This window comes from Streptomyces sp. NPDC028331 (assembly GCF_055565775.1).
This window is the reverse complement of record NZ_JBVHTR010000004.1, coordinates 343,133-359,553: the sequence shown is the minus strand read 5'-3', so window position 1 is coordinate 359,553 and position 16,421 is coordinate 343,133. Positions and strand designations below refer to the sequence as shown.

General features: G+C 72.2%; 17 protein-coding genes, 1 other RNA gene and 1 pseudogene. 10 read left to right on the top strand and 9 right to left on the bottom strand.

Going from position 1 to position 16,421, the window contains the following annotated elements:
* Nucleotides 1-33: 33 nt before the first annotated feature.
* Together ACZ4SW_RS07630 and ACZ4SW_RS07625 are read right to left on the bottom strand one after the other, a co-directional pair.
* Nucleotides 34-648, bottom strand: coding sequence for a hypothetical protein (locus tag ACZ4SW_RS07630; RefSeq protein WP_468239209.1), 615 nt, complete (start codon nt 646-648; stop codon nt 34-36).
* Nucleotides 645-1,499 carry a MerR family transcriptional regulator gene (locus ACZ4SW_RS07625; protein ID WP_468239206.1) on the bottom strand — a complete coding sequence of 285 codons (855 nt, stop codon included), beginning with the start codon at nt 1,497-1,499 and terminating at the stop codon, nt 645-647. The genes ACZ4SW_RS07630 and ACZ4SW_RS07625 overlap by 4 nt, the downstream gene beginning before the upstream one ends.
* Nucleotides 1,500-1,635: 136 nt before the next feature.
* On the opposite strand from ACZ4SW_RS07625, the gene ACZ4SW_RS07620 reads away from it, so the two are divergent.
* The 6 genes and pseudogenes from ACZ4SW_RS07620 (at nt 1,636) to rnpB (ending at nt 5,528) form a co-directional block, all read left to right on the top strand.
* Nucleotides 1,636-2,067: a DUF4260 family protein gene (locus tag ACZ4SW_RS07620; RefSeq protein ID WP_468239203.1), complete on the top strand. Its 432-nt coding sequence runs from the start codon at nt 1,636-1,638 to the stop codon at nt 2,065-2,067.
* 28 nt (nt 2,068-2,095) lie between these two features.
* Nucleotides 2,096-2,644: a TetR/AcrR family transcriptional regulator gene (locus ACZ4SW_RS07615; RefSeq protein ID WP_468239435.1), complete on the top strand. Its 549-nt coding sequence runs from the start codon at nt 2,096-2,098 to the stop codon at nt 2,642-2,644.
* A 107-nt stretch (nt 2,645-2,751) separates the two neighbouring features.
* Entirely contained in the window at nt 2,752-3,330 is a 579-nt protein-coding gene (locus ACZ4SW_RS07610) for a Uma2 family endonuclease (protein ID WP_468239201.1), read from the top strand.
* A 23-nt stretch (nt 3,331-3,353) separates the two neighbouring features.
* Entirely contained in the window at nt 3,354-4,184 is an 831-nt protein-coding gene (locus tag ACZ4SW_RS07605; protein WP_468239198.1) for an AraC family transcriptional regulator, read from the top strand.
* 19 nt (nt 4,185-4,203) lie between these two features.
* A pseudogene (locus ACZ4SW_RS07600) lies at nt 4,204-4,983 on the top strand (DMT family transporter); the annotation flags it as partial.
* 136 nt (nt 4,984-5,119) lie between these two features.
* Nucleotides 5,120-5,528, top strand: an RNA gene (gene rnpB, locus ACZ4SW_RS07595) — RNase P RNA component class A.
* Between the two features lie 243 nt (nt 5,529-5,771).
* Here the strand turns inward: rnpB and ACZ4SW_RS07590 are convergent.
* A complete protein-coding gene (locus tag ACZ4SW_RS07590; RefSeq protein ID WP_468239196.1) occupies nt 5,772-6,203 on the bottom strand; it encodes an ATP-binding protein in 432 nt (143 codons plus the stop codon).
* A 123-nt stretch (nt 6,204-6,326) separates the two neighbouring features.
* On the opposite strand from ACZ4SW_RS07590, the gene ACZ4SW_RS07585 reads away from it, so the two are divergent.
* The 3 genes from ACZ4SW_RS07585 to ACZ4SW_RS07575 all read left to right on the top strand — a co-directional run bounded on the left by ACZ4SW_RS07585 (nt 6,327) and on the right by ACZ4SW_RS07575 (nt 8,888).
* On the top strand, nt 6,327-7,178 hold the full coding sequence (locus ACZ4SW_RS07585) for a helix-turn-helix domain-containing protein (RefSeq protein ID WP_468239193.1): 852 nt from the start codon (nt 6,327-6,329) through the stop codon (nt 7,176-7,178).
* Complete coding sequence (locus ACZ4SW_RS07580) at nt 7,175-7,372, top strand: DUF397 domain-containing protein (protein WP_468239190.1); 198 nt, start codon at nt 7,175-7,177, stop codon at nt 7,370-7,372. The genes ACZ4SW_RS07585 and ACZ4SW_RS07580 overlap by 4 nt, the downstream gene beginning before the upstream one ends.
* Nucleotides 7,373-7,478: 106 nt before the next feature.
* The gene (locus ACZ4SW_RS07575; protein ID WP_468239187.1) at nt 7,479-8,888 is read left to right on the top strand and encodes an RtcB family protein; all 1,410 of its coding nucleotides are present in this window, start codon (nt 7,479-7,481) and stop codon (nt 8,886-8,888) included.
* A gap of 126 nt (nt 8,889-9,014) precedes the next feature.
* Here the strand turns inward: ACZ4SW_RS07575 and ACZ4SW_RS07570 are convergent, their stop codons facing one another.
* From ACZ4SW_RS07570 to ACZ4SW_RS07545, 6 genes are all read right to left on the bottom strand, one after another.
* Complete coding sequence (locus ACZ4SW_RS07570; protein ID WP_468239185.1) at nt 9,015-9,470, bottom strand: archease; 456 nt, start codon at nt 9,468-9,470, stop codon at nt 9,015-9,017.
* 101 nt (nt 9,471-9,571) lie between these two features.
* Nucleotides 9,572-11,203 carry an MFS transporter gene (locus ACZ4SW_RS07565; protein ID WP_468239182.1) on the bottom strand — a complete coding sequence of 544 codons (1,632 nt, stop codon included), beginning with the start codon at nt 11,201-11,203 and terminating at the stop codon, nt 9,572-9,574.
* Nucleotides 11,204-11,303: 100 nt separating this feature from the next.
* Nucleotides 11,304-12,710 (bottom strand): alpha/beta hydrolase, encoded by a 1,407-nt coding sequence (locus ACZ4SW_RS07560; RefSeq protein ID WP_468239179.1) that lies wholly within the window; start codon nt 12,708-12,710, stop codon nt 11,304-11,306.
* Nucleotides 12,711-12,988: 278 nt separating this feature from the next.
* Nucleotides 12,989-13,810, bottom strand: a complete 822-nt coding sequence (locus tag ACZ4SW_RS07555) for a PaaX family transcriptional regulator (RefSeq protein ID WP_468239176.1) — start codon at nt 13,808-13,810, stop codon at nt 12,989-12,991.
* A 157-nt stretch (nt 13,811-13,967) separates the two neighbouring features.
* A complete protein-coding gene (locus ACZ4SW_RS07550; protein ID WP_468239173.1) occupies nt 13,968-14,315 on the bottom strand; it encodes a MazG-like family protein in 348 nt (115 codons plus the stop codon).
* Between the two features lie 112 nt (nt 14,316-14,427).
* Nucleotides 14,428-14,973 (bottom strand): DoxX family protein, encoded by a 546-nt coding sequence (locus tag ACZ4SW_RS07545; RefSeq protein ID WP_468239170.1) that lies wholly within the window; start codon nt 14,971-14,973, stop codon nt 14,428-14,430.
* A gap of 189 nt (nt 14,974-15,162) precedes the next feature.
* Here ACZ4SW_RS07545 and ACZ4SW_RS07540 point away from each other — a divergent pair, with 189 nt between their 5' ends.
* On the top strand, nt 15,163-16,158 hold the full coding sequence (locus ACZ4SW_RS07540; protein ID WP_468239168.1) for an aldo/keto reductase: 996 nt from the start codon (nt 15,163-15,165) through the stop codon (nt 16,156-16,158).
* Nucleotides 16,159-16,421 lie beyond the last annotated feature (263 nt).

Sequence of the window (16,421 nt, the reverse complement as noted above, 5' to 3'; positions counted from 1 at the left end):
CTCCTCGAACCGGGTGGTGGGGCCTGCGCCAGGTTACGGGGTCAGGGGATCGGGGTGCCGTTCGCGGAGCGCCGCCACCAGCCGATCCGGCTCCTGGGCGTGGAAGCGGATCACACGGACGTCCCGGCGCCGGCCCAGCAGGGAGACGTGGGTGACGGGCGTGTCGAGTTCGAGGGTCACCGTCGTCTGCGCCCCCACGGGCAGGTCCAGTTCGCCCTCGCGCGGCTCGTGGGAGGTGCGCAATTCGCGCCGGACCGCCCCGATGTGCTCCAAGGGAACGCTCAGGTCGACGTGGGCGGCCCGGCGCAGCCGCAACGCGGTGGGGGTCAGGACGTGCGGACGGCTCACCGACGCCGCGTGCAGGCCGACGACCATCAGCACGGTGTAGACGTCCAGAACGAGGGTGATCGCGTGCGCCACCGGCCAGTCCCGCAGCAGTACGGCCGTACCGGCCGCCTCCACCACGCACACGAACGCCAGCCCGAACAGCAACGCGCCCTCCCCGCGCGCGTACCCGTACGCACACCCCTCGCGCGTGCCGTTCGTACGGCGCGCCGCCCAGAGCCAGATGCTCGCCAGCAGCCGGAGTTCGTGCCGCAGCAGCGCGTACGGGATCCGGGTCCTCGATCCTCCGGAACCGGCCGTCATTCCCGGCCGTCCCCAGTGCGCCGGTCCTCTTCGGCCTGCCGGTCCTCTTCGGCCTGCCGGTCCTCCTCGGCCCGCCGATCCTCCTCGGCCCGCTGGTCCTCCCCGGTGCACCGGCCCTCCCCGGCCTGTCGCAGGGCGCGGCGGATCGCCTCCGCCTGGGCCGGGGACATGTCGGCGTACAGCGCCCGCAGAAAGCCGTGGTCGTGGTCGACGCCCCCCTCCGGGACCAGCCCGTCGGGCAGGCAGGCGACGACCGCGCGGACCGCCTCGTCCACGCGCGGGTCGTCCGGGCCGGCGTCCGCCAGCGTGTCGAGCAGGGCGTACGCCTCCCGCGCCCGCTCCACGGCGCCCGCGTCACCGAACGCGCCCCCCAGTGCGGCCCTCAGCCGCTCCTGGTCCTCCGGCCCGGCCGCCGTCTCGATCAGCGCCATCACCTCACGGTCCTTGGCCGCCATGGGGGACTCCACGAAGGCCTCCATCCCGGCGAACAGCTCGGCCAGCTCGGGGGAGACCGGGCCCTCGGCGGGCACGCCCCGCTCGCGGAGCGTGCGCAGCCGGGAGCGGCGTTCGCGGATCGCCGCCTCCTGACGGGCCAGGTCGTCGTCCAACTCGGCCAGCACCTCGGCGAGATCGCGGCCGGCGTCGTCCGCGAGGACGTCCCGCACCTCCGCGAGCCCGAGGCCCAGCTCGGTCAGCCGCCGGATCCGGGCCAGGGCGACGGCGTGGCGCAGGCCGTAGTCGCGGTAGCCGTTGGCAAGCCGGTCGGGTTCGGGCAGCAGCCCGAGGTGGTGGTAGTGCCGCACGGTCCGCGTGGTGACGCCGGCGACCGCGGCGAGTTCTCCGATCCGCATGGGATCAGTACAGACGTTGACGCCGCGGCAGGGTCAAGACCTTTCCCCGTCGGGCCCCTTGACGGCTAACACTGTTAGCCGTAGCGTCGTGGCTAACGGCGTTAGCTCGACGCCCGACCGGCCTCAGGAGGCAGTCATGAGCACGGCCACCATCGCGTCCCCCCACACCGCCCGCCCCACCCGCTCGCCCGTCACCGTCCTGCGCCGCACGGCCTGGCTCGCGAACGCCCTCTTCTGGTCCGCCTTCGCCGTCCTCGAAGCCGTCAACCACGGCTGGACCGCCGGCACCCTCGCCCTGGTCTTCCTCGTCCTGCCCGACCTGACCTTCCTGGTGGCCCTCGACCAGGCACCCCGCATGGCCAAGGGACAGCTCGCGCCCCGCGCGGTGCCGTACTACAACGCCCTGCACCGGGCGCTGGTCCCGCTCGCCCTCATGGCCCTCTACACGGTCACCCCCATCGCCTGGGCCCCCGCCTTCGCGGCCCTGTGCGGCTGGCTCGCCCACATCTCGTACGATCGCGCCTTCGGCTACGGACTGCGCACGAAGGAGGGCTTCCAGCGTGGCTGACCGTCCCACCCCGACCGCCGGGGCGCACCTGTCGCCCCGGGCACGGGAGATCGTCGCGGCGGCCCGGACCCTCCTGGAGGAGTCCGGGCCCGCCGCGCTCACCATGCGCACCCTCGCCGACCACCTCGGCATCAAGGCCCCCTCCCTCTACAAGCACTTCCCCGACAAGCACGCCGTCGAGGTCGAGCTGATCGCCCAGATGCTCGACGAGTCGGCCGAGGCTCTGGAGGCCGCCGAGGCCCGCGCCCCCGGCTCGCTCCAGGCACTGGCGGAGGCGTACCGGACGTACGCCCTCACCCACCCCCACCTGTACCGCCTGGCCACCGAACGCCCCCTGCCCCGCGCCGCACTGCCCCCCGGCCTGGAGGACCGTGCCGCCCTGCCCCTGCTGCGCGCCTGCGCCGGCGACCTCGACCTGGCCCGCTCCACCTGGGCCTTCGCCCACGGCATGGTGATCCTGGAGATCCACGGCCGGTTTCCCGACGACGCGGACCTGGAGGCGGCGTGGAAACGGGGTCTCGAGGCACTGCACCGCGCCGACGTCGTGACAGGGTCGAGCGAGCGGCCCGGCGCCTGACGACCGTCGTGAACGTGTGCCACGATCGAGGGAACGGTTCCCGATCTCACGGGCCAGGTGATCAGCCGATGTCCCATTCTGGCGAGCGACCGAAGGAGGGGCGTGACATGACCGCCATGGCCCATGAGCCGCTCACGCAGGAAGAGGTCCTGCTGGAGGGCTTTCTCGCCCTGGACACCCCGGAGGGATTCCGGGCGGAGCTGATCGAGGGTGAGATCGTCGTGACACCGCCGCCGGACGGGGACCACGAGGACTACATCGGGCTGATCGTGAACCAGGTGATCAGGCGTTCCCGGACCGCCATGCAGTTCTCCGGAAACAAGGGGCTCAAGCTGCAGAGCGGAGGCGGTTGCCCGAAGGATCACGTGATCCCGGACGGCACGTTCGCTCCCTTGGAACTGCGGCTCTATCGGGGCGCCGACCCCTGGATGCCCTGCGACGGCGTCGCCATGGTCCTCGAGGTGACGTCCACCAAGCCCAAGGCCGACCGTGAGGCCAAACGCCGGTGCTACGCCCGCGGTGGCATCCCCCTCTACCTGCTCGTCGACCGCGAAGCTTCCTCGACCACCCTGTTCGGCGACCCCGAGAAGGACGACTACCGCGAGCACTGCACCCGCCCCCTCGGCAAACCGCTCGCCCTCCCCGAGCCCTTCGCCTTCGACCTGGACACCGGCGACTTCCTCTGATCCCATCGAGCCGGGGGTGCGGGATGGGCGTACGGGAACAGGCCACGTGGACCAGGGCACGGCTCGGCGCCGGCGGCCCGCCCCTAGACCTCCTCACCGCCTGCTTCGACCAGCACCGCTACGCCCCGCACGCCCACGAGCAGTTCACCATCGGCGTCTGTGTCGGCGGCTCCGAGGTCATCGACTACCGCGGCGGCCACATCCGCACCGGCCCCGGCACCATCGTCGTCCTCGACCCCGGCGAGACCCACACCGGCGCCCCCGCCACCACCACCGACGGCTACGCCTACCGCGCCCTGTACGCCGACCCCGCGCTGCTCGCCGACGGCATCCTCGGCGGCCTGCCGCACTTCCGCGAACCGCTCCTCGACGACCCCGAACTGGTCGCCGCCCTGCGCGCCACCCACACCGAACTCAGCGCCTGCCCCGACCCCCTCGAGGCCGAGTCCCGCCTCCCATGGCTGCTCACGGCCCTCGCCCGCCGCCACTCCACGGCCCGGCCGACGTCCGACACGATCCCCGGCGCCGCCTCGATCGCCCACACCGTCCGCGACCGCCTCGCCGACGAACTCCTCGCCCCGCCCTCCCTGGCCGCCCTGGCCGCCGACCTGGGCATGTCCCGCTACCAGTTGCTGCGCGCCTTCCGCACCGAGATGGGCCTGCCGCCGTACGCCTGGCTGGCCCAGTACCGCGTGACCAGGGCCCGCGGCCTGCTGGAGGCAGGCCTGCGCCCGGCGGACGTCGCGCCGCTCGTGGGCTTCGCCGACCAGGCGCACCTGACGCGCTGGTTCCGTCGCGTGCTCGGGGTGACCCCGGCGGCGTACCGCAACAGCGTTCAAGACGCGGCGTCGTGACCGGGCCCAAACTCACCGCATGACTGCACGAGGCTGGTTCCTCTTCTCCCTCATGGGAGTGATCTGGGGCATCCCCTACCTGATGATCAAAGTGGCGGTGGACGCCGTGTCCCCCACCATGGTGGTGTTCACCCGCTGCGCACTGGGCGCCGCGCTCCTGCTCCCGTTCGCTATACGGCAAGGGGGCCTGCCCCGGGTCCTGCGGACCCACTGGCGCCCCATGCTGGCCTTCGCGTGCATCGAGATCATGGGCCCCTGGCTCACGCTCACCGACGCCGAACGGCACCTGTCCAGCTCCACGGCGGGCCTGCTGATCGCGGGCGTCCCGATCGTGGGCGTGGTCGCGGCCCGGCTGTTCGGCGACACGGAACGACTGGGCCTACGACGGCTGGCGGGCCTGGCGGTGGGCCTGGCCGGCGTCGGCGTCCTCACCGCACCCCACCTGACCGGCGGCGACGCCCGCTCCCTGGCCGAGGTACTGCTGACGGTCCTCGGCTACGCGACCGCCCCGCTGATAGCCGCCCGGCACCTGAAGGACGTCCCGTCCCTCCAGCTCACGGCACCCTGCCTGACGCTGGCGGCCCTGGTCTACGCCCCCGCGGCGGCGGCCGCGTGGCCGACCACGGTCCCCTCGGCCCAGGTCCTGGCCGCGCTGGCCGGCCTGGGCGTCATCTGCACGGCGGTCGCCTTCGTGGCCTTCCTGGAACTGATCAAGGAGGCAGGCCCCACCCGCGCGACGGTGATCACGTACGTCAACCCGGCGATCGCGGTGGCGGCGGGCGCGGCCCTGCTGGACGAGCCCCTGACGGCAGGCATCATGATCGCCTTCGCGCTGATCCTGGCAGGCTCGGTGCTCGCGACGGCGGGCCCGACCGTGGCACCGGCACCGGCACCGGAGGGGGAGCCGCGCCGGGTACCATGGTCCACACGGCAGACGAGCCGGGCGGACGGCCGCGTGGAGTCCCCCTGACGGGGGCGCTCCCCGAGGAACGTCCGGGCTCCACAGGGCAGGGTGGTGGCTAACGGCCACCCGGGGTGACCCGCGGGACAGTGCCACAGAAAGCAAACCGCCGGGGACCTCGGTCCTCGGTAAGGGTGAAACGGTGGTGTAAGAGACCACCAGTGCCCAGGGCGACCTGGGCAGCTAGGTAAACCCCACCCGGAGCAAGGTCAAAAGGAGCGCTGTGAAAGGCGCTCTGCGCGGACGCTCGAGGGCTGCCCGCCCGAGTCCGCGGGTAGACCGCACGAGACCGGCGGCAACGCCGGCCCTAGATGGATGGCCGTCGCCCCAGGCTCCGCGAGGAGCCCGGGGAACAGAACCCGGCGTACAGCCCGACTCGTCTGCCGCTCCTGCGGCTTTGCCTGAGAAAGGGCCTCTGACCTGCGTCGGAGGCCCTCCCTCCAGCCTGTGAGGGCGGGCCCCAGGCGCGAGAGCGAGGCTGTAGCCGTCAATCTGCCGCGCTGAGCGCGTCGGCCTCCAACCGGAGCAGGCCGCCGTCCTGCGGACGTATGACCTCCGTCGGCGGATCCACCCGCCGGAACAGCGTGCCCGTGTCCGAGTGTGAACGGACTGTCACGCATTCGCCGTTAGGGGAGTGGGAGGCATGCCCAGACGGTCTTGCCCGAGGGCGGGTACGGGGCGCTGCCCCAGCGGGTCGCGAGGGCTTCCACGAGGAGCAGGCCGCGGCCGGAATCGGCGGTCGGGTCGCAGAAGGCGGTCGTGCTCGGTAGGGCCGGGCGGTCGCCTCGGGGGTCCGTGACCTCGATTCGGAGGGTGTCCGGGTCCGGGGCGTCGAGGCGGAGCGTCAGGCGGAAACAGCGGCCGGTCACTCGGCCGTGCGTGACCGCGTTCGCTGACAGTTCGGCTACCACCAGGGCGGCGGAGTCAATGGCCGTGCAGGAGGGTGGCCATCCCCATTGGGTGAGTTGCTGCACTGTCAGCAGACGGGCCAGGCGGGCGCCTCGGGGCGTGGCGCTGAGGAGCTGGGTGAAGCGCCGGGTGGAGATCTCTGACTTCATGTCACCGAGCGTGGCCGGGGCGCTCTAGCCTGACCAGGGAATCCTTCGGTACGGAGGGTGTGTGTACCGGTGCGGACCGTGTTCGGTACCGGTGTCGGCCGTGACCTGTGAGGGGGGTAGGCGGTGTCGGAGGCGCAGGAGCCGTACGACGAGGGCGAGCTCAGCGGTGACCTGATGCGGGCCGTCGGCAAGCAGGTCAAGTTGCTCCGGGAGCGGGCCGGGCTCACGCAGAAGGAGTTGGGGGACCGGCTCGGGTACAGCGAGGACCTGGTCTCGTCGCTGGAGAGGGGGAGGCGTACGCCGCAGCGGGAGTTCCTGGAGGCGGCGGATGAACTTCTCGGGGCCGGGGGGTTGTTGAGGGCCACGATCGAGGATGTTGAGAGGGCCAAGGCGAAGGCGAGGGTTCGCCATCCGGCGTGGTTCAGGGATTATGCGCGGTTGGAGTCGAGCGCGGTTGAGATCAACTTCTTCAGCATGGTCACGGTGCCGGGTCTGCTGCAGACAGAGGACTACGCGCGAGTCACATTCAGTGTGCGACAGCCGCTATGGGCTGAGGAGACCATCGAGCAGCGTGTGGCCGCTCGGATGGCTCGCCAAGAGATCCTTACTCACTGGCCGCCACCCATCGTCACGGCAGTCATCGACGAGGCTGTTCTGCGACGTGAGATTGGCGGGACGAAGGTCCAGCAGGAGCAGCTACGGCACCTGGTGAACGTCGGGCGGTTGCGCAGCACCACGTTGCAGGTTCTGCCGTTGGGCTGCGACGAGAACCCCGGCGTGGACGGACCTTTCGTTCTCCTGACGCCCAAGGGAAAGCCGCAGGTCGGCTACCTGGAGGTGCAAGGTGCCAGCCATTTGATCACTGACCCGGAAGAAGTGCGTATGCTGGCCGCACGGTATGGAGCCATCCGTGGGCAGGCTCTCACGCCAGGCGAGTCCCTTGCCCTGATGGTCAAACTGTTGGGAGAGCGATGAGTACTGACACCACCTCGCCCGAACTCGCCTGGTTCAAGAGCAGTTACAGCGGTGGCGAAGGCGGCGAATGCCTGGAGGCCGCCGCAACGCCCACCACCGTGCACGTCCGCGACTCCAAGGTCCCCGCCCGCGCCCAACTGAGGTTCCCGCGTTCCGAGTGGGCTGCCTTCGTACGGTTCGCCGTCGAACGCTGACCCGTCACGCAGTGAGCCGGAGCCGGCAGGACGCACAGGCGGTCGTGGTCCGGGTACCCGGAATGTGAGAAGCGGGCGTCCGCACCGCACCTCGTAGGAGACCACCATGGACCTCCTCGAAGAAGCCCCCCACCGCTTCCGCATCGAACGGCATGGTGACATGCGCGTCCCGGGTGTCGTCTTCGCCTCCCGGGGGCTGCTGCGTGATGCCGAGCAGGCTCTGGAGCAGGTCGTCAATGTGGCGACGTTGCCCGGGATCGTCGGCGCCTCGTACGCCATGCCCGACATCCACTGGGGTTACGGGTTTCCCATCGGTGGTGTCGCGGCGACCGACGTCGGCGACGGGGGTGTGGTGTCGCCGGGTGGGGTGGGGTTCGACATCTCCTGTGGGGTGCGGCTGCTGGCTGCTGATTGCGATCGGGAGGGGCTCAGGGGCGCCCTCGACGCGGTCATGGACGGGCTCGACCGGGCCGTTCCGCGCGGTGCCGGGCCCGGTGGTGTGTGGCGGCTCAGCGGTGGGGAGCTGGAGCGGGTGCTGGAGGGCGGGGCCCGTTATGCCGTGGAGCAGGGGCACGGGGAGGAACGGGATCTTGTCCGGTGCGAGGACCGGGGAGCGGTACTCGACGCCGATGTCGGGCAGGTCGGCGGGCGGGCCCGGGAGCGGGGGCTCGGGCAGGTGGGGAGTCTCGGGTCGGCCAATCACTTCCTTGAGGTGCAGCAGGTCGCCGAGGTGTACGACCAGGCGGCTGCGGGCGCCTTCGGGATCGCCCTCGGGCAGGTCACCGTGATGATCCACTGCGGGTCGCGCGGGCTCGGGCACCAGATCTGTACCGATCACGTGCGGGCGATGGACCGGGCCATGGCGCGGTACGGCATCTCCGTGCCCGACCGGCAGCTTGCCTGCACTCCGGTGGACTCGCCGGAGGGGCGGGCGTATCTGGGGGCGATGGCCGCCGCCGCCAACTACGGGCGCGCCAACCGTCAGCTCCTCACCGAAGCCGCTCGTCGGGTCTTCCGTCGCGCCGCGAACGTCCGGCTGTCCCTCGTGTACGACGTGTCGCACAACCTCGCCAAGCTCGAGACCCATGAGGTGGGCGGGCGGCGGCGTCGGTTGTGCGTGCACCGCAAGGGGGCCACTCGGGCGTTTCCGCCCGGCGACCCCGATCTTCCCGAGGACCTCCGCCCTCAGGGACAGCCCGTGCTCATTCCCGGGACCATGGGCACTGCCTCTTACGTCCTGGCCGGGGTGGCCGGGGGAGGTGCCTTCTTCTCCACCTGCCACGGTGCGGGGCGCAGGATGAGCCGGCACCAGGCCGCCCGCACGATCACTGGGAGGGAGCTGCGGGCCAGGCTCGAGCGGGACGGCATCGCGGCTCGGCCGCTCTCCTGGCGCGGGCTCGCCGAAGAGGCTCCGGAGGCGTACAAGGACGTCGGGGAGGTCGTGGCGGCGAGTGAGAGTGCCGGACTGTGCCGGATCGTGGCCCGTCTGGTGCCGCTCGGGGTCGTCAAAGGCTGACCCGGCTCCTGCTGTGCGTTTGTCTCAGCCGGCCCGGTCCCTGTCGTGCGTTTGTCTCGGCCGGCCCCGACTCTGCTGCGCATCTGTCTCAGTCGGCCCCGGCCCCTACCTGCACGTACGTCTGTCTCACACGTCCACGATCGCCGTGCACGACCAGCCGTACGGGTCCGGGCCCATGTGCAGGCCGTGCCACGACACGCCCTTCGGTACGGCGCCGGTGATCTCCACGTCCGACAGTCCGGTGACCGTCAGCCGCACCTCCAGCCCCTCGTCGTCGGACTCGGCCTCCACGTCCACGGGCACCTGGCCGTGGACCTCCAGCCGGTAGACGACCTCCTCCAGCAGCGCGGCCAGCAGATCGTCGTCGTCGTTCTCGGCCAGCCGTACGCGCTCCACGGCGGTGGGTCGTGCCGTGGACAGGTCCGCGAAGCAGTCCACAAGACCGGACGCCGCCTCCGCCAGGCAGCTCTCCCGGCTCACTCCCCAGGCCTCGATGCGCACATCGGCGGTGTGCGGCACCGTCCGGTGGCCGCTCGCGCCCTGCCGACGCATCGACCTGTCGTCGTCCGTGTCGCCGACCATGCCCATCGTGTGCCCGTCTGGACCGCGCTCAATCGGCCGGAGCCAAGACCCCGGGGTGCCGAGCAGCCCCGGGGTCTCACGGAGAGGTGGTTCGCCCCGCCTCAGCCCGTGGCGAGTACGGCGCGCTCCTTTCCGCCGTCGTCCGGCTGCGCCGCGTTCTCCTCCGCCGTACGTCCCCGCAGTGCCGTCACCACCAGCAGTGCCGAGAACAGGGCGGCCGAGCCGCACACCACGAAGCCGATCGAGTAGCCGTGGCCGAGCGCGTCCAGGGCGTAGGAGCGGGCCGCGCCGGGCGGGGAGGCGGGGGGTACCGAGTTGAGGGCGAGCGGGCCGCCCTCCTTCAGCACCTCGTGTGCCGCCGCCTTGGACTCCGCGCTCAGCGAGGACGAGGCGGTCAGCGAGGAGGTCACCCGGGTCGCGGCCTGGCTCAGCGCCACCGCGCCGATGACGGCCGGGCCCAGCGTGAAGCCGAAGTCGCGCAGCAGGTTGGTGGCCGCGCTCGCCATGCCCGCGAGCGGCACCGGGACCGTGTTGACGGCCGTCGCGGTGATCGACGACACCGTGAACGCGAAGCCGATGCCGACCAGCCCCAGCGGCAGGATGAGGGACGTCAGGTTCTCGTCGCCCACGTCCAGTCCCGCCGCGAGGAAGTCGCCCGCCGCGATCAGCGCCAGGCCGGCGGTGAGGAGCGCCCGGGCGGGCAGCCGGTGCAGCAGCCGCGAGGTCAGCGGGGTGAGGACCGGGGTGATGGCGTTGAGCAGCAGGAACGCGAACGCCGTGCGCATCGGGCTCTGGTGCTGGATCGGACCGAGCCGGATGCTGGCCGCGTACGCCGTGCCCAGGAAGCTGAACATGCCCACGACCGCGACGACCGAGGCGATCGCGAAGGAGCGGTTGCGGAACAGGTCCAGGCGCAGGAGCGGGGAGCGGGCTCGGCTCTCGGCGTAGACGAACAGGCCCACGAAGACCGCCGCGATCACGAACGCCACGACCACCGGGGTCGAGCCCCAACCGTCCGTCGGCCCCTGGATGACGGCGTACAGCAGTGCGAAGAGGCCGACGCCGATGGTGATCTGGCCGCCGACGTCGAGCGAGCGGCCCTCCGGGGCCCGGGAGTCGGTGGCGAGCCAGAGGCTCACCAGCGCGCTGATCGCGGCCAGGACCGCGACCACCACGAACGCCGAGCGCCACGAGCCGTAGGTGCCGGTGATGCCGCCGAGCAGCGGGGCGAGGAAGCCGCCCGCGGAGAGGCTGGAGGCCCATACGGCGATGGCGCGGGCCCGCTGGGGGCCGGTGTGCGTACCGGCCGCGATCATGGCGAGCGAGGTGGGGAAGAGCGCGGCGGCGCCCAGACCGGCCAGCGCCTGGCCCACCCAGAGCTGGTGGATGCCGGAGGCGCTCGCGGCGACGACCTCACCCGCGCACAGCAGCGCCGCGCCGCCGACCAGCAGCCGTTTGCGGCCGAAGAGGTCGCCGAGGACGCCGAAGGACAGTTCGAGGACGGCCACGGGGAGGAGGAACGCGTCCGAGATCCACGTGAGCTGGGAGCCGACGGGGTGCAGGTGCTCCTGGAACAGGCCGTTGAGCGTGGCCGGCATCGCGAGGCCGATCTGGGCCAGGCAGACGGCGAGACAGCCGGCGACGAGCGTGCCGATCGGGAGGGAGGCGGACGAGGAAGCGGAGGTGGTGGACGGGGGAGAGGAAGCGGACGCGGCAGCGGGTGTGTCGGACATGAGCGGGTCCCAACGTCAGTGGTGGGTGTGGTGCAAGGTGCCGGGGCGCGGGGCCACGGGGAGCGGGGCGCGAGGGTCGGGCCGCGAGTGCGGCGGTGCGTCAGTGGTGGGTGGGGTGTGCCGGGCGGTCGCGGCCGGCCGTCAGGCGGGCCGGGCGGTACGGGATGTACGCCGCCCCGTCCAGGCCCAGCGCGGTCGCCGACCGCTGGAGCGCGGCCGGGGTCGCCGCGTCGTCCCAGTGGCCGGTGGCGACGCGGTGCTCCAGCGCGTGCAGGGCGGCCACCGTCTCGGCCGTGGTGAACGCGCAGTGGCCCTGCCGCTGGACGTAGGCCTGCCGCAGCAGCGCCCCGTCCCCGGCGGCGCGCACCCGGTCGCCGAACCGCCGTTCCTGCTGGACCGGGACCAGGTTGTCGGCGACGGTGTGCACGTCCAGCAGCGGCACGCCGAGGCTCTGACCGGCGGAGGAGGTGCGCTGCGCGGCGCGTACGGCGGCCGGGTCGGCGGTGATCGCGGCGCCCGCCGTCAGGGACGTGAGGTCGGCGCCCAGGTCCAGGCCGGCCGCCCGGTACAGGGCGCGGACCTGCGGGGCGTGCTCGGAACCGGCGAGCAGGCGGGCGTAGTCGACGCCCTTGTTCCAGGAGTTGTTGCCTCCGGCAGACTGCTCGATGGCGTACCGGCCGCCCTCGACGAAGGAGAGGATGCCCTGCGCGAACCACGCGTACTGCTGCTGCTCCTGCCCTGACCAGTCCGTCGGCGCGGGGGCGGTCTCGCCGGGCGCCCATGCCGGCAGGTTCAGGAAGGCGGCGGCCAGCGCGATCCGGGCGCGGCCCTGCGGGGTGGCCTGGGCGGCGGTGACGGCGTCGGTGAGCTTCTTGGCGGTGGCGGCCGCGTCGGCGGCGGAGCCGAAGCGGACCAGACCCACGTCCTGCCCGGGCAGGAGCAGGCGGGCGATGGTGTACTCGGCGTCGAGCTGGTAGTTGTCCAGGTCCGTGGCGCCCGCCACCAGGCCGCACAGGCCGAGCGCGCCGTCGACGCGGCCGGCCCCGTCGCGGGCGATCTGCGCGTTGACGAGCCCGCCCATGGACTGGCCGACGGACAGCGTGCGCCGCGGTGTGCCGATCTTCGCTGTGACCGCGCCGAGCGTGGCGAACTGGTCGCGTTCGGCGCTGTTGAGGGCCCACATCGAGCCATGGGGGTCGTACGACGACCCGGCCATCGCATAGCCCTCGGCGAGCAGCTCGGTGCGTACGGCGTCGGAGGGGGCGTCCTGGGCGACGGTCGGGCCGAAGCCGTGGCTGAACAGCAGCAGGGTGCCGTTCCAGCGGGCGGGGACGTCCGCGATCCAAGTGGCGCCGTCGGCGAGGGTGCCGGTGAGGTGGGTGGCCCCCGGGTCCGCCTGCGCGGCCGGCGCGGGCAGGGCGGCGGTCAGGGTCGCGGACGCCACCGTGGCCAGGGCGGCGAGGGCGATCCGGAGTCGGGTACGGGGACGAGGGCGGGCGGCGCGCATGCGTCGGCTCCTGTCTGACGGCTCGGGAGCGGGGACCGTGCGATTGCTCAGTTGCTTAGTTGCTCGGTGCTGAGTGCTCAGTGCGCGGTGCTCGATCGCTCGGTGCCCGATCGCTCGGTTGCGCTCAATTGCTCAGTGCACTGAACGTCAGGGAATGTAGGGCTGTTTTCTTGCGGGCGTCAATGGAGTGCACAACATCACTTCGCGAAGCGGCGCCCGGGGCGACGAGCCGCATGTGCGTTACTCAGCCGTTCCGGCGCGACGAGCCCGCAGGCGCGCTACTCCGCCGGCACCGTCTCGATCAGCCGCCGCGCCGCGTCCCTGGCCGGTGCGTCCAGCAGGGCGTGGACCGCGCGGAACGTCTCCTCGGCGCCGACCGCGGGCCAGTCCGCCGGCAGGTGCTGTACGGGCAGCCGGGGGTCGCTGCGGATCACCTGCAACCACTCGGAGGTCAGCCGCAGCCGCAGCGCCAGCGCGTCCTCCGAGGTGATGTCCGCGCCGCCCGACGCGAACGGCCGCCAGGACGCCTCGAACTCCCGGTAACGGGCGGCCAGTTCCTCCAGGTCCCAGGTCTCGTCGATCATTCCGGCGATGTCCGTGCCGGTGTCCGCCCGGGCCCGGAAGACCTTCACGTGCGCGGCGAGCCCCAGCTCGGCCACGATCCCGGCGACGTCCACCTCGCCGGGCGCGATCCACAGCCCGCTGAACAGGGCCCCGAACCCCGCCCAGGTGAGCTGCGACCGCAGATCGTGCCGCTGGCGCTGCCAGGACTCCGGGAGTGAGAAGCCGAGCATGGTCCAGGTGCCGTCCCAGTCCCGGTTGACCGCGCCCGCCTTCCAGATGCGCCGCTCCCCGTCGCGCAGGATCGCCTCCGAGCGGTCGGTGAGGCCGACGTACGTCCGCCGCCCCTCGCGGCGGCGGGACAGCAGGCCGCGGGCGACCATGCGGGTGAGGGTGGACCGGGTGGCCTGCTCGCCGACCCCGGCGCGACGGAACACCTCGATGACGCTCCCCGTGTACACGCACACCCCGCGGCCCAGCACCTCGTCGCCGAGGAAGCTGAGCAGGAGGGACTGGGGGCGAAGGGCCGGGGTGGTCACCCGGACACAGTACGAGGCCGCGTCATGTCTGACACATTCTCACTCGGTGGAGCGCCCGGACGAACGCCCGGAGGAATGCCCTGAGGAGCGCCCGGAGGAATGCCCTGAGGAGCGCCCGGACGAAACGCCCGGGCGGGTGCTCGAACGAACGCCCGGATCATGAGCCCAGCGAGCGCGCCCTGACCCCCTCCAGATGCGCCATGAACACCTCGCGCGCCCGAGGGTTCAGCGTGCGCAGTGCCACCAGCGCCGTGATCACCACGTCGCACAGCTCCGCCTGCACGTCCTCCCAACTGTGCGAGGTGCCCTTGCGCGGGTTCTGGCCCGTCGCGCCGATCACCGCCTGTGCGACCTCGCCGACCTCCTCCGACAGCTTCAGCACGCGCAGCAGCAACTCCTGCGTGCCGTCGTGCGCACGGTTCGCGTCCAGCCACGCGTGCAGCCGGTCGATCGACTCCCAGAAATCCGACTGCCAGAGGTCCGCGGACGTCACCTGTTCGGTCATGCCCGCAGACTGCCATGCTGCGGCCGTCCTCGGAGCGCCACCCCTCCAAGCGCCACTCCTCCGAGCGCCACCCCTCGGAGCGCCACTCCTCCGAGCGCCACGCCTGGGAGCGCTACTCCTCGAACAGCGCCTCCTGCTCGCCCTCCGTCTTCTGCCGCAGTCGCTTGGCCCGCGCCCCGATCACCAGCGCCGCCCCCGCCGCCGTCGCCGCGAACGCCGCCGGAACCATCCAGTCCCGGTTGAAGGCGTGACCGGACAGCGCGTCCACGGAGAGCCGGCCCGGTCCCGTGACCGCCAGGCTCGCCGCCGTCAGGCCGAGGGACACCGGGTACTCCAGACCGCCGCTCTGGGCGAAGAACCCCTGCGGGGCGTGCACGGCCGCGGCGCCCGCCATCCCGCCGGCCACCGCGGCGCCCGCCGCCGGGGTGGCGAGGCCCAGCGCCAGCAGGGTGCCGCCGCCCGCCTCCACCAGTCCCGAGGCCAGCGCGTTCTGCTTGCCCGGCCGATAGCCCACGGACTCCATCCACTGCCCGGTGCCCTGGAGCCCGCCCCCGCCGAACCAGCCGAACAGCTTCTGCGCGCCGTGCGCCGCCAGCACCGCGCCCGTGCCCAGCCTGAGCAGCAGCAGCCCCACGTCACGTCGGTCGAAACAGGTCACGGTCACTCCCCTGGCAGGCAACAGGAACAGTCCCCTCCGCGTTCCCACCGTCCCACCCCTCACACCGGCCGACCTGTTCACGACGCCGTTCGGGTGGGCGCACGGCGGGGCCGGTCCTGACGCGAGGCGCGGGCGGCCTCCGCGAAAGGGCTTGCCCTCGTGTGCACTCCAACTCCTACGGTCCTCGGCATGGAGAGCTTGGAGCACGTCAGGACACTGGGAAGAAGCGGTATCCGGGTCAGCGCCCTCGGCTTCGGCTGCTGGGCCATCGGCGGTGAGTGGGCGTCCCCCGACGGACAGCCCCTGGGCTGGGGGAAGGTCGACGACGAGGAGTCCGTACGGGCGATACGGCGCGCCCTCGACCTCGGTGTCACCTTCTTCGACACGGCCGACGCCTACGGCACCGGCCACAGCGAGCGGATCCTCGCGCGCGCCCTCGGCAAACGGCGCGACGACGTCGTCATCGCCACCAAGTGGGGCAACCTCATCGACGAGGAACGCAAGCTGCTCACCGGCAGCGACGACTCACCGGCGTACGCCCGCCGCGCACTGACCGCCTCCCTGCGCCGCCTGGACACCGACCACATCGACCTCTACCAGCTTCACCTCTCCGACGCGGACCCCGAGCGCGCGGCCGAACTCCGGGACATCTGCGAGGAGTTCGTACGGGAGGGGCTGATCCGCGCCTACGCGTGGAGCACCGACGACCCCGCGCGCGCCGCCGTGTTCGCCGAGGGGGAGCACTGCACGGCCGTCCAGCACCGTCTGAACATCCTCCAGGACGCGCCCGAACTCCTCGCCCTGTGCGAGGCGTCGAACCTCGCGAGCATCAACCGCAGCCCGCTCGCCATGGGGCTGCTGACCGGCAAGCACACCCCCGGGCGCGCCCTGGAGGCCGGTGACATCCGCAACGCCCCGCCCGCGTGGCTGCCGGGCTTCACCGAGGGCGGGGGCGCCGACGCCGAGTGGCTGCGGCGCGTCGAAGCGCTCCGGGACGTCCTCACCAGCGGCGGCCGTACGCTCGCCCAGGGCGCCCTCGCCTGGATCTGGGCCCGCAGCCCGCTCACCGTGCCCATCCCGGGCTTCCGTTCGGTCGCCCAGGCCGAGGAGAACGCGGGCGCCCTGGAGAAGGGGCCGCTCACCGCCGCGCAACTGGCCGAGGTGGACCGGATCCTCGGGAGGTGAGCGCCCTCTGACGGCCGCTCACCGGGGTGCGTTCACAGGGGCGGGGGAGGCCTTTCAGCCGTTCTGGGTAAGAAATGCGTGAGGGGCGGGAAGGGCGCCCGGGGCCACATTTCCGTAAGACGGCGCATTCCTGGGACGTTGACGGTGTGATTCCGGGAAACTCCTGGTGAGCGATGTGTCCTGCGTCACGGAGTTTCCCGGACATGACCCGGACTTTGCTGTTCCTTTATCAGTCTGCCGTGTGTCGGCGGGGATTCGCTCTG

Excerpts from the sequence above, each read along its gene's own strand:
- ACZ4SW_RS07630 (WP_468239209.1), bottom strand. The coding sequence starts at position 648 with ATGACGGCCGGTTCCGGAGGATCGAGGACCCGGATCCCGTACGCGCTG.
- ACZ4SW_RS07625 (WP_468239206.1), bottom strand. The coding sequence starts at position 1,499 with ATGCGGATCGGAGAACTCGCCGCGGTCGCCGGCGTCACCACGCGGACC.
- ACZ4SW_RS07620 (WP_468239203.1), top strand. The coding sequence starts at position 1,636 with ATGAGCACGGCCACCATCGCGTCCCCCCACACCGCCCGCCCCACCCGC.
- ACZ4SW_RS07610 (WP_468239201.1), top strand. The coding sequence starts at position 2,752 with ATGACCGCCATGGCCCATGAGCCGCTCACGCAGGAAGAGGTCCTGCTG.
- ACZ4SW_RS07605 (WP_468239198.1), top strand. The coding sequence starts at position 3,354 with ATGGGCGTACGGGAACAGGCCACGTGGACCAGGGCACGGCTCGGCGCC.
- ACZ4SW_RS07590 (WP_468239196.1), bottom strand. The coding sequence starts at position 6,203 with ATGAAGTCAGAGATCTCCACCCGGCGCTTCACCCAGCTCCTCAGCGCC.
- ACZ4SW_RS07580 (WP_468239190.1), top strand. The coding sequence starts at position 7,175 with ATGAGTACTGACACCACCTCGCCCGAACTCGCCTGGTTCAAGAGCAGT.
- ACZ4SW_RS07575 (WP_468239187.1), top strand. The coding sequence starts at position 7,479 with ATGGACCTCCTCGAAGAAGCCCCCCACCGCTTCCGCATCGAACGGCAT.
- ACZ4SW_RS07570 (WP_468239185.1), bottom strand. The coding sequence starts at position 9,470 with ATGGTCGGCGACACGGACGACGACAGGTCGATGCGTCGGCAGGGCGCG.
- ACZ4SW_RS07565 (WP_468239182.1), bottom strand. The coding sequence starts at position 11,203 with ATGTCCGACACACCCGCTGCCGCGTCCGCTTCCTCTCCCCCGTCCACC.
- ACZ4SW_RS07560 (WP_468239179.1), bottom strand. The coding sequence starts at position 12,710 with ATGCGCGCCGCCCGCCCTCGTCCCCGTACCCGACTCCGGATCGCCCTC.
- ACZ4SW_RS07550 (WP_468239173.1), bottom strand. The coding sequence starts at position 14,315 with ATGACCGAACAGGTGACGTCCGCGGACCTCTGGCAGTCGGATTTCTGG.
- ACZ4SW_RS07540 (WP_468239168.1), top strand. The coding sequence starts at position 15,163 with ATGGAGAGCTTGGAGCACGTCAGGACACTGGGAAGAAGCGGTATCCGG.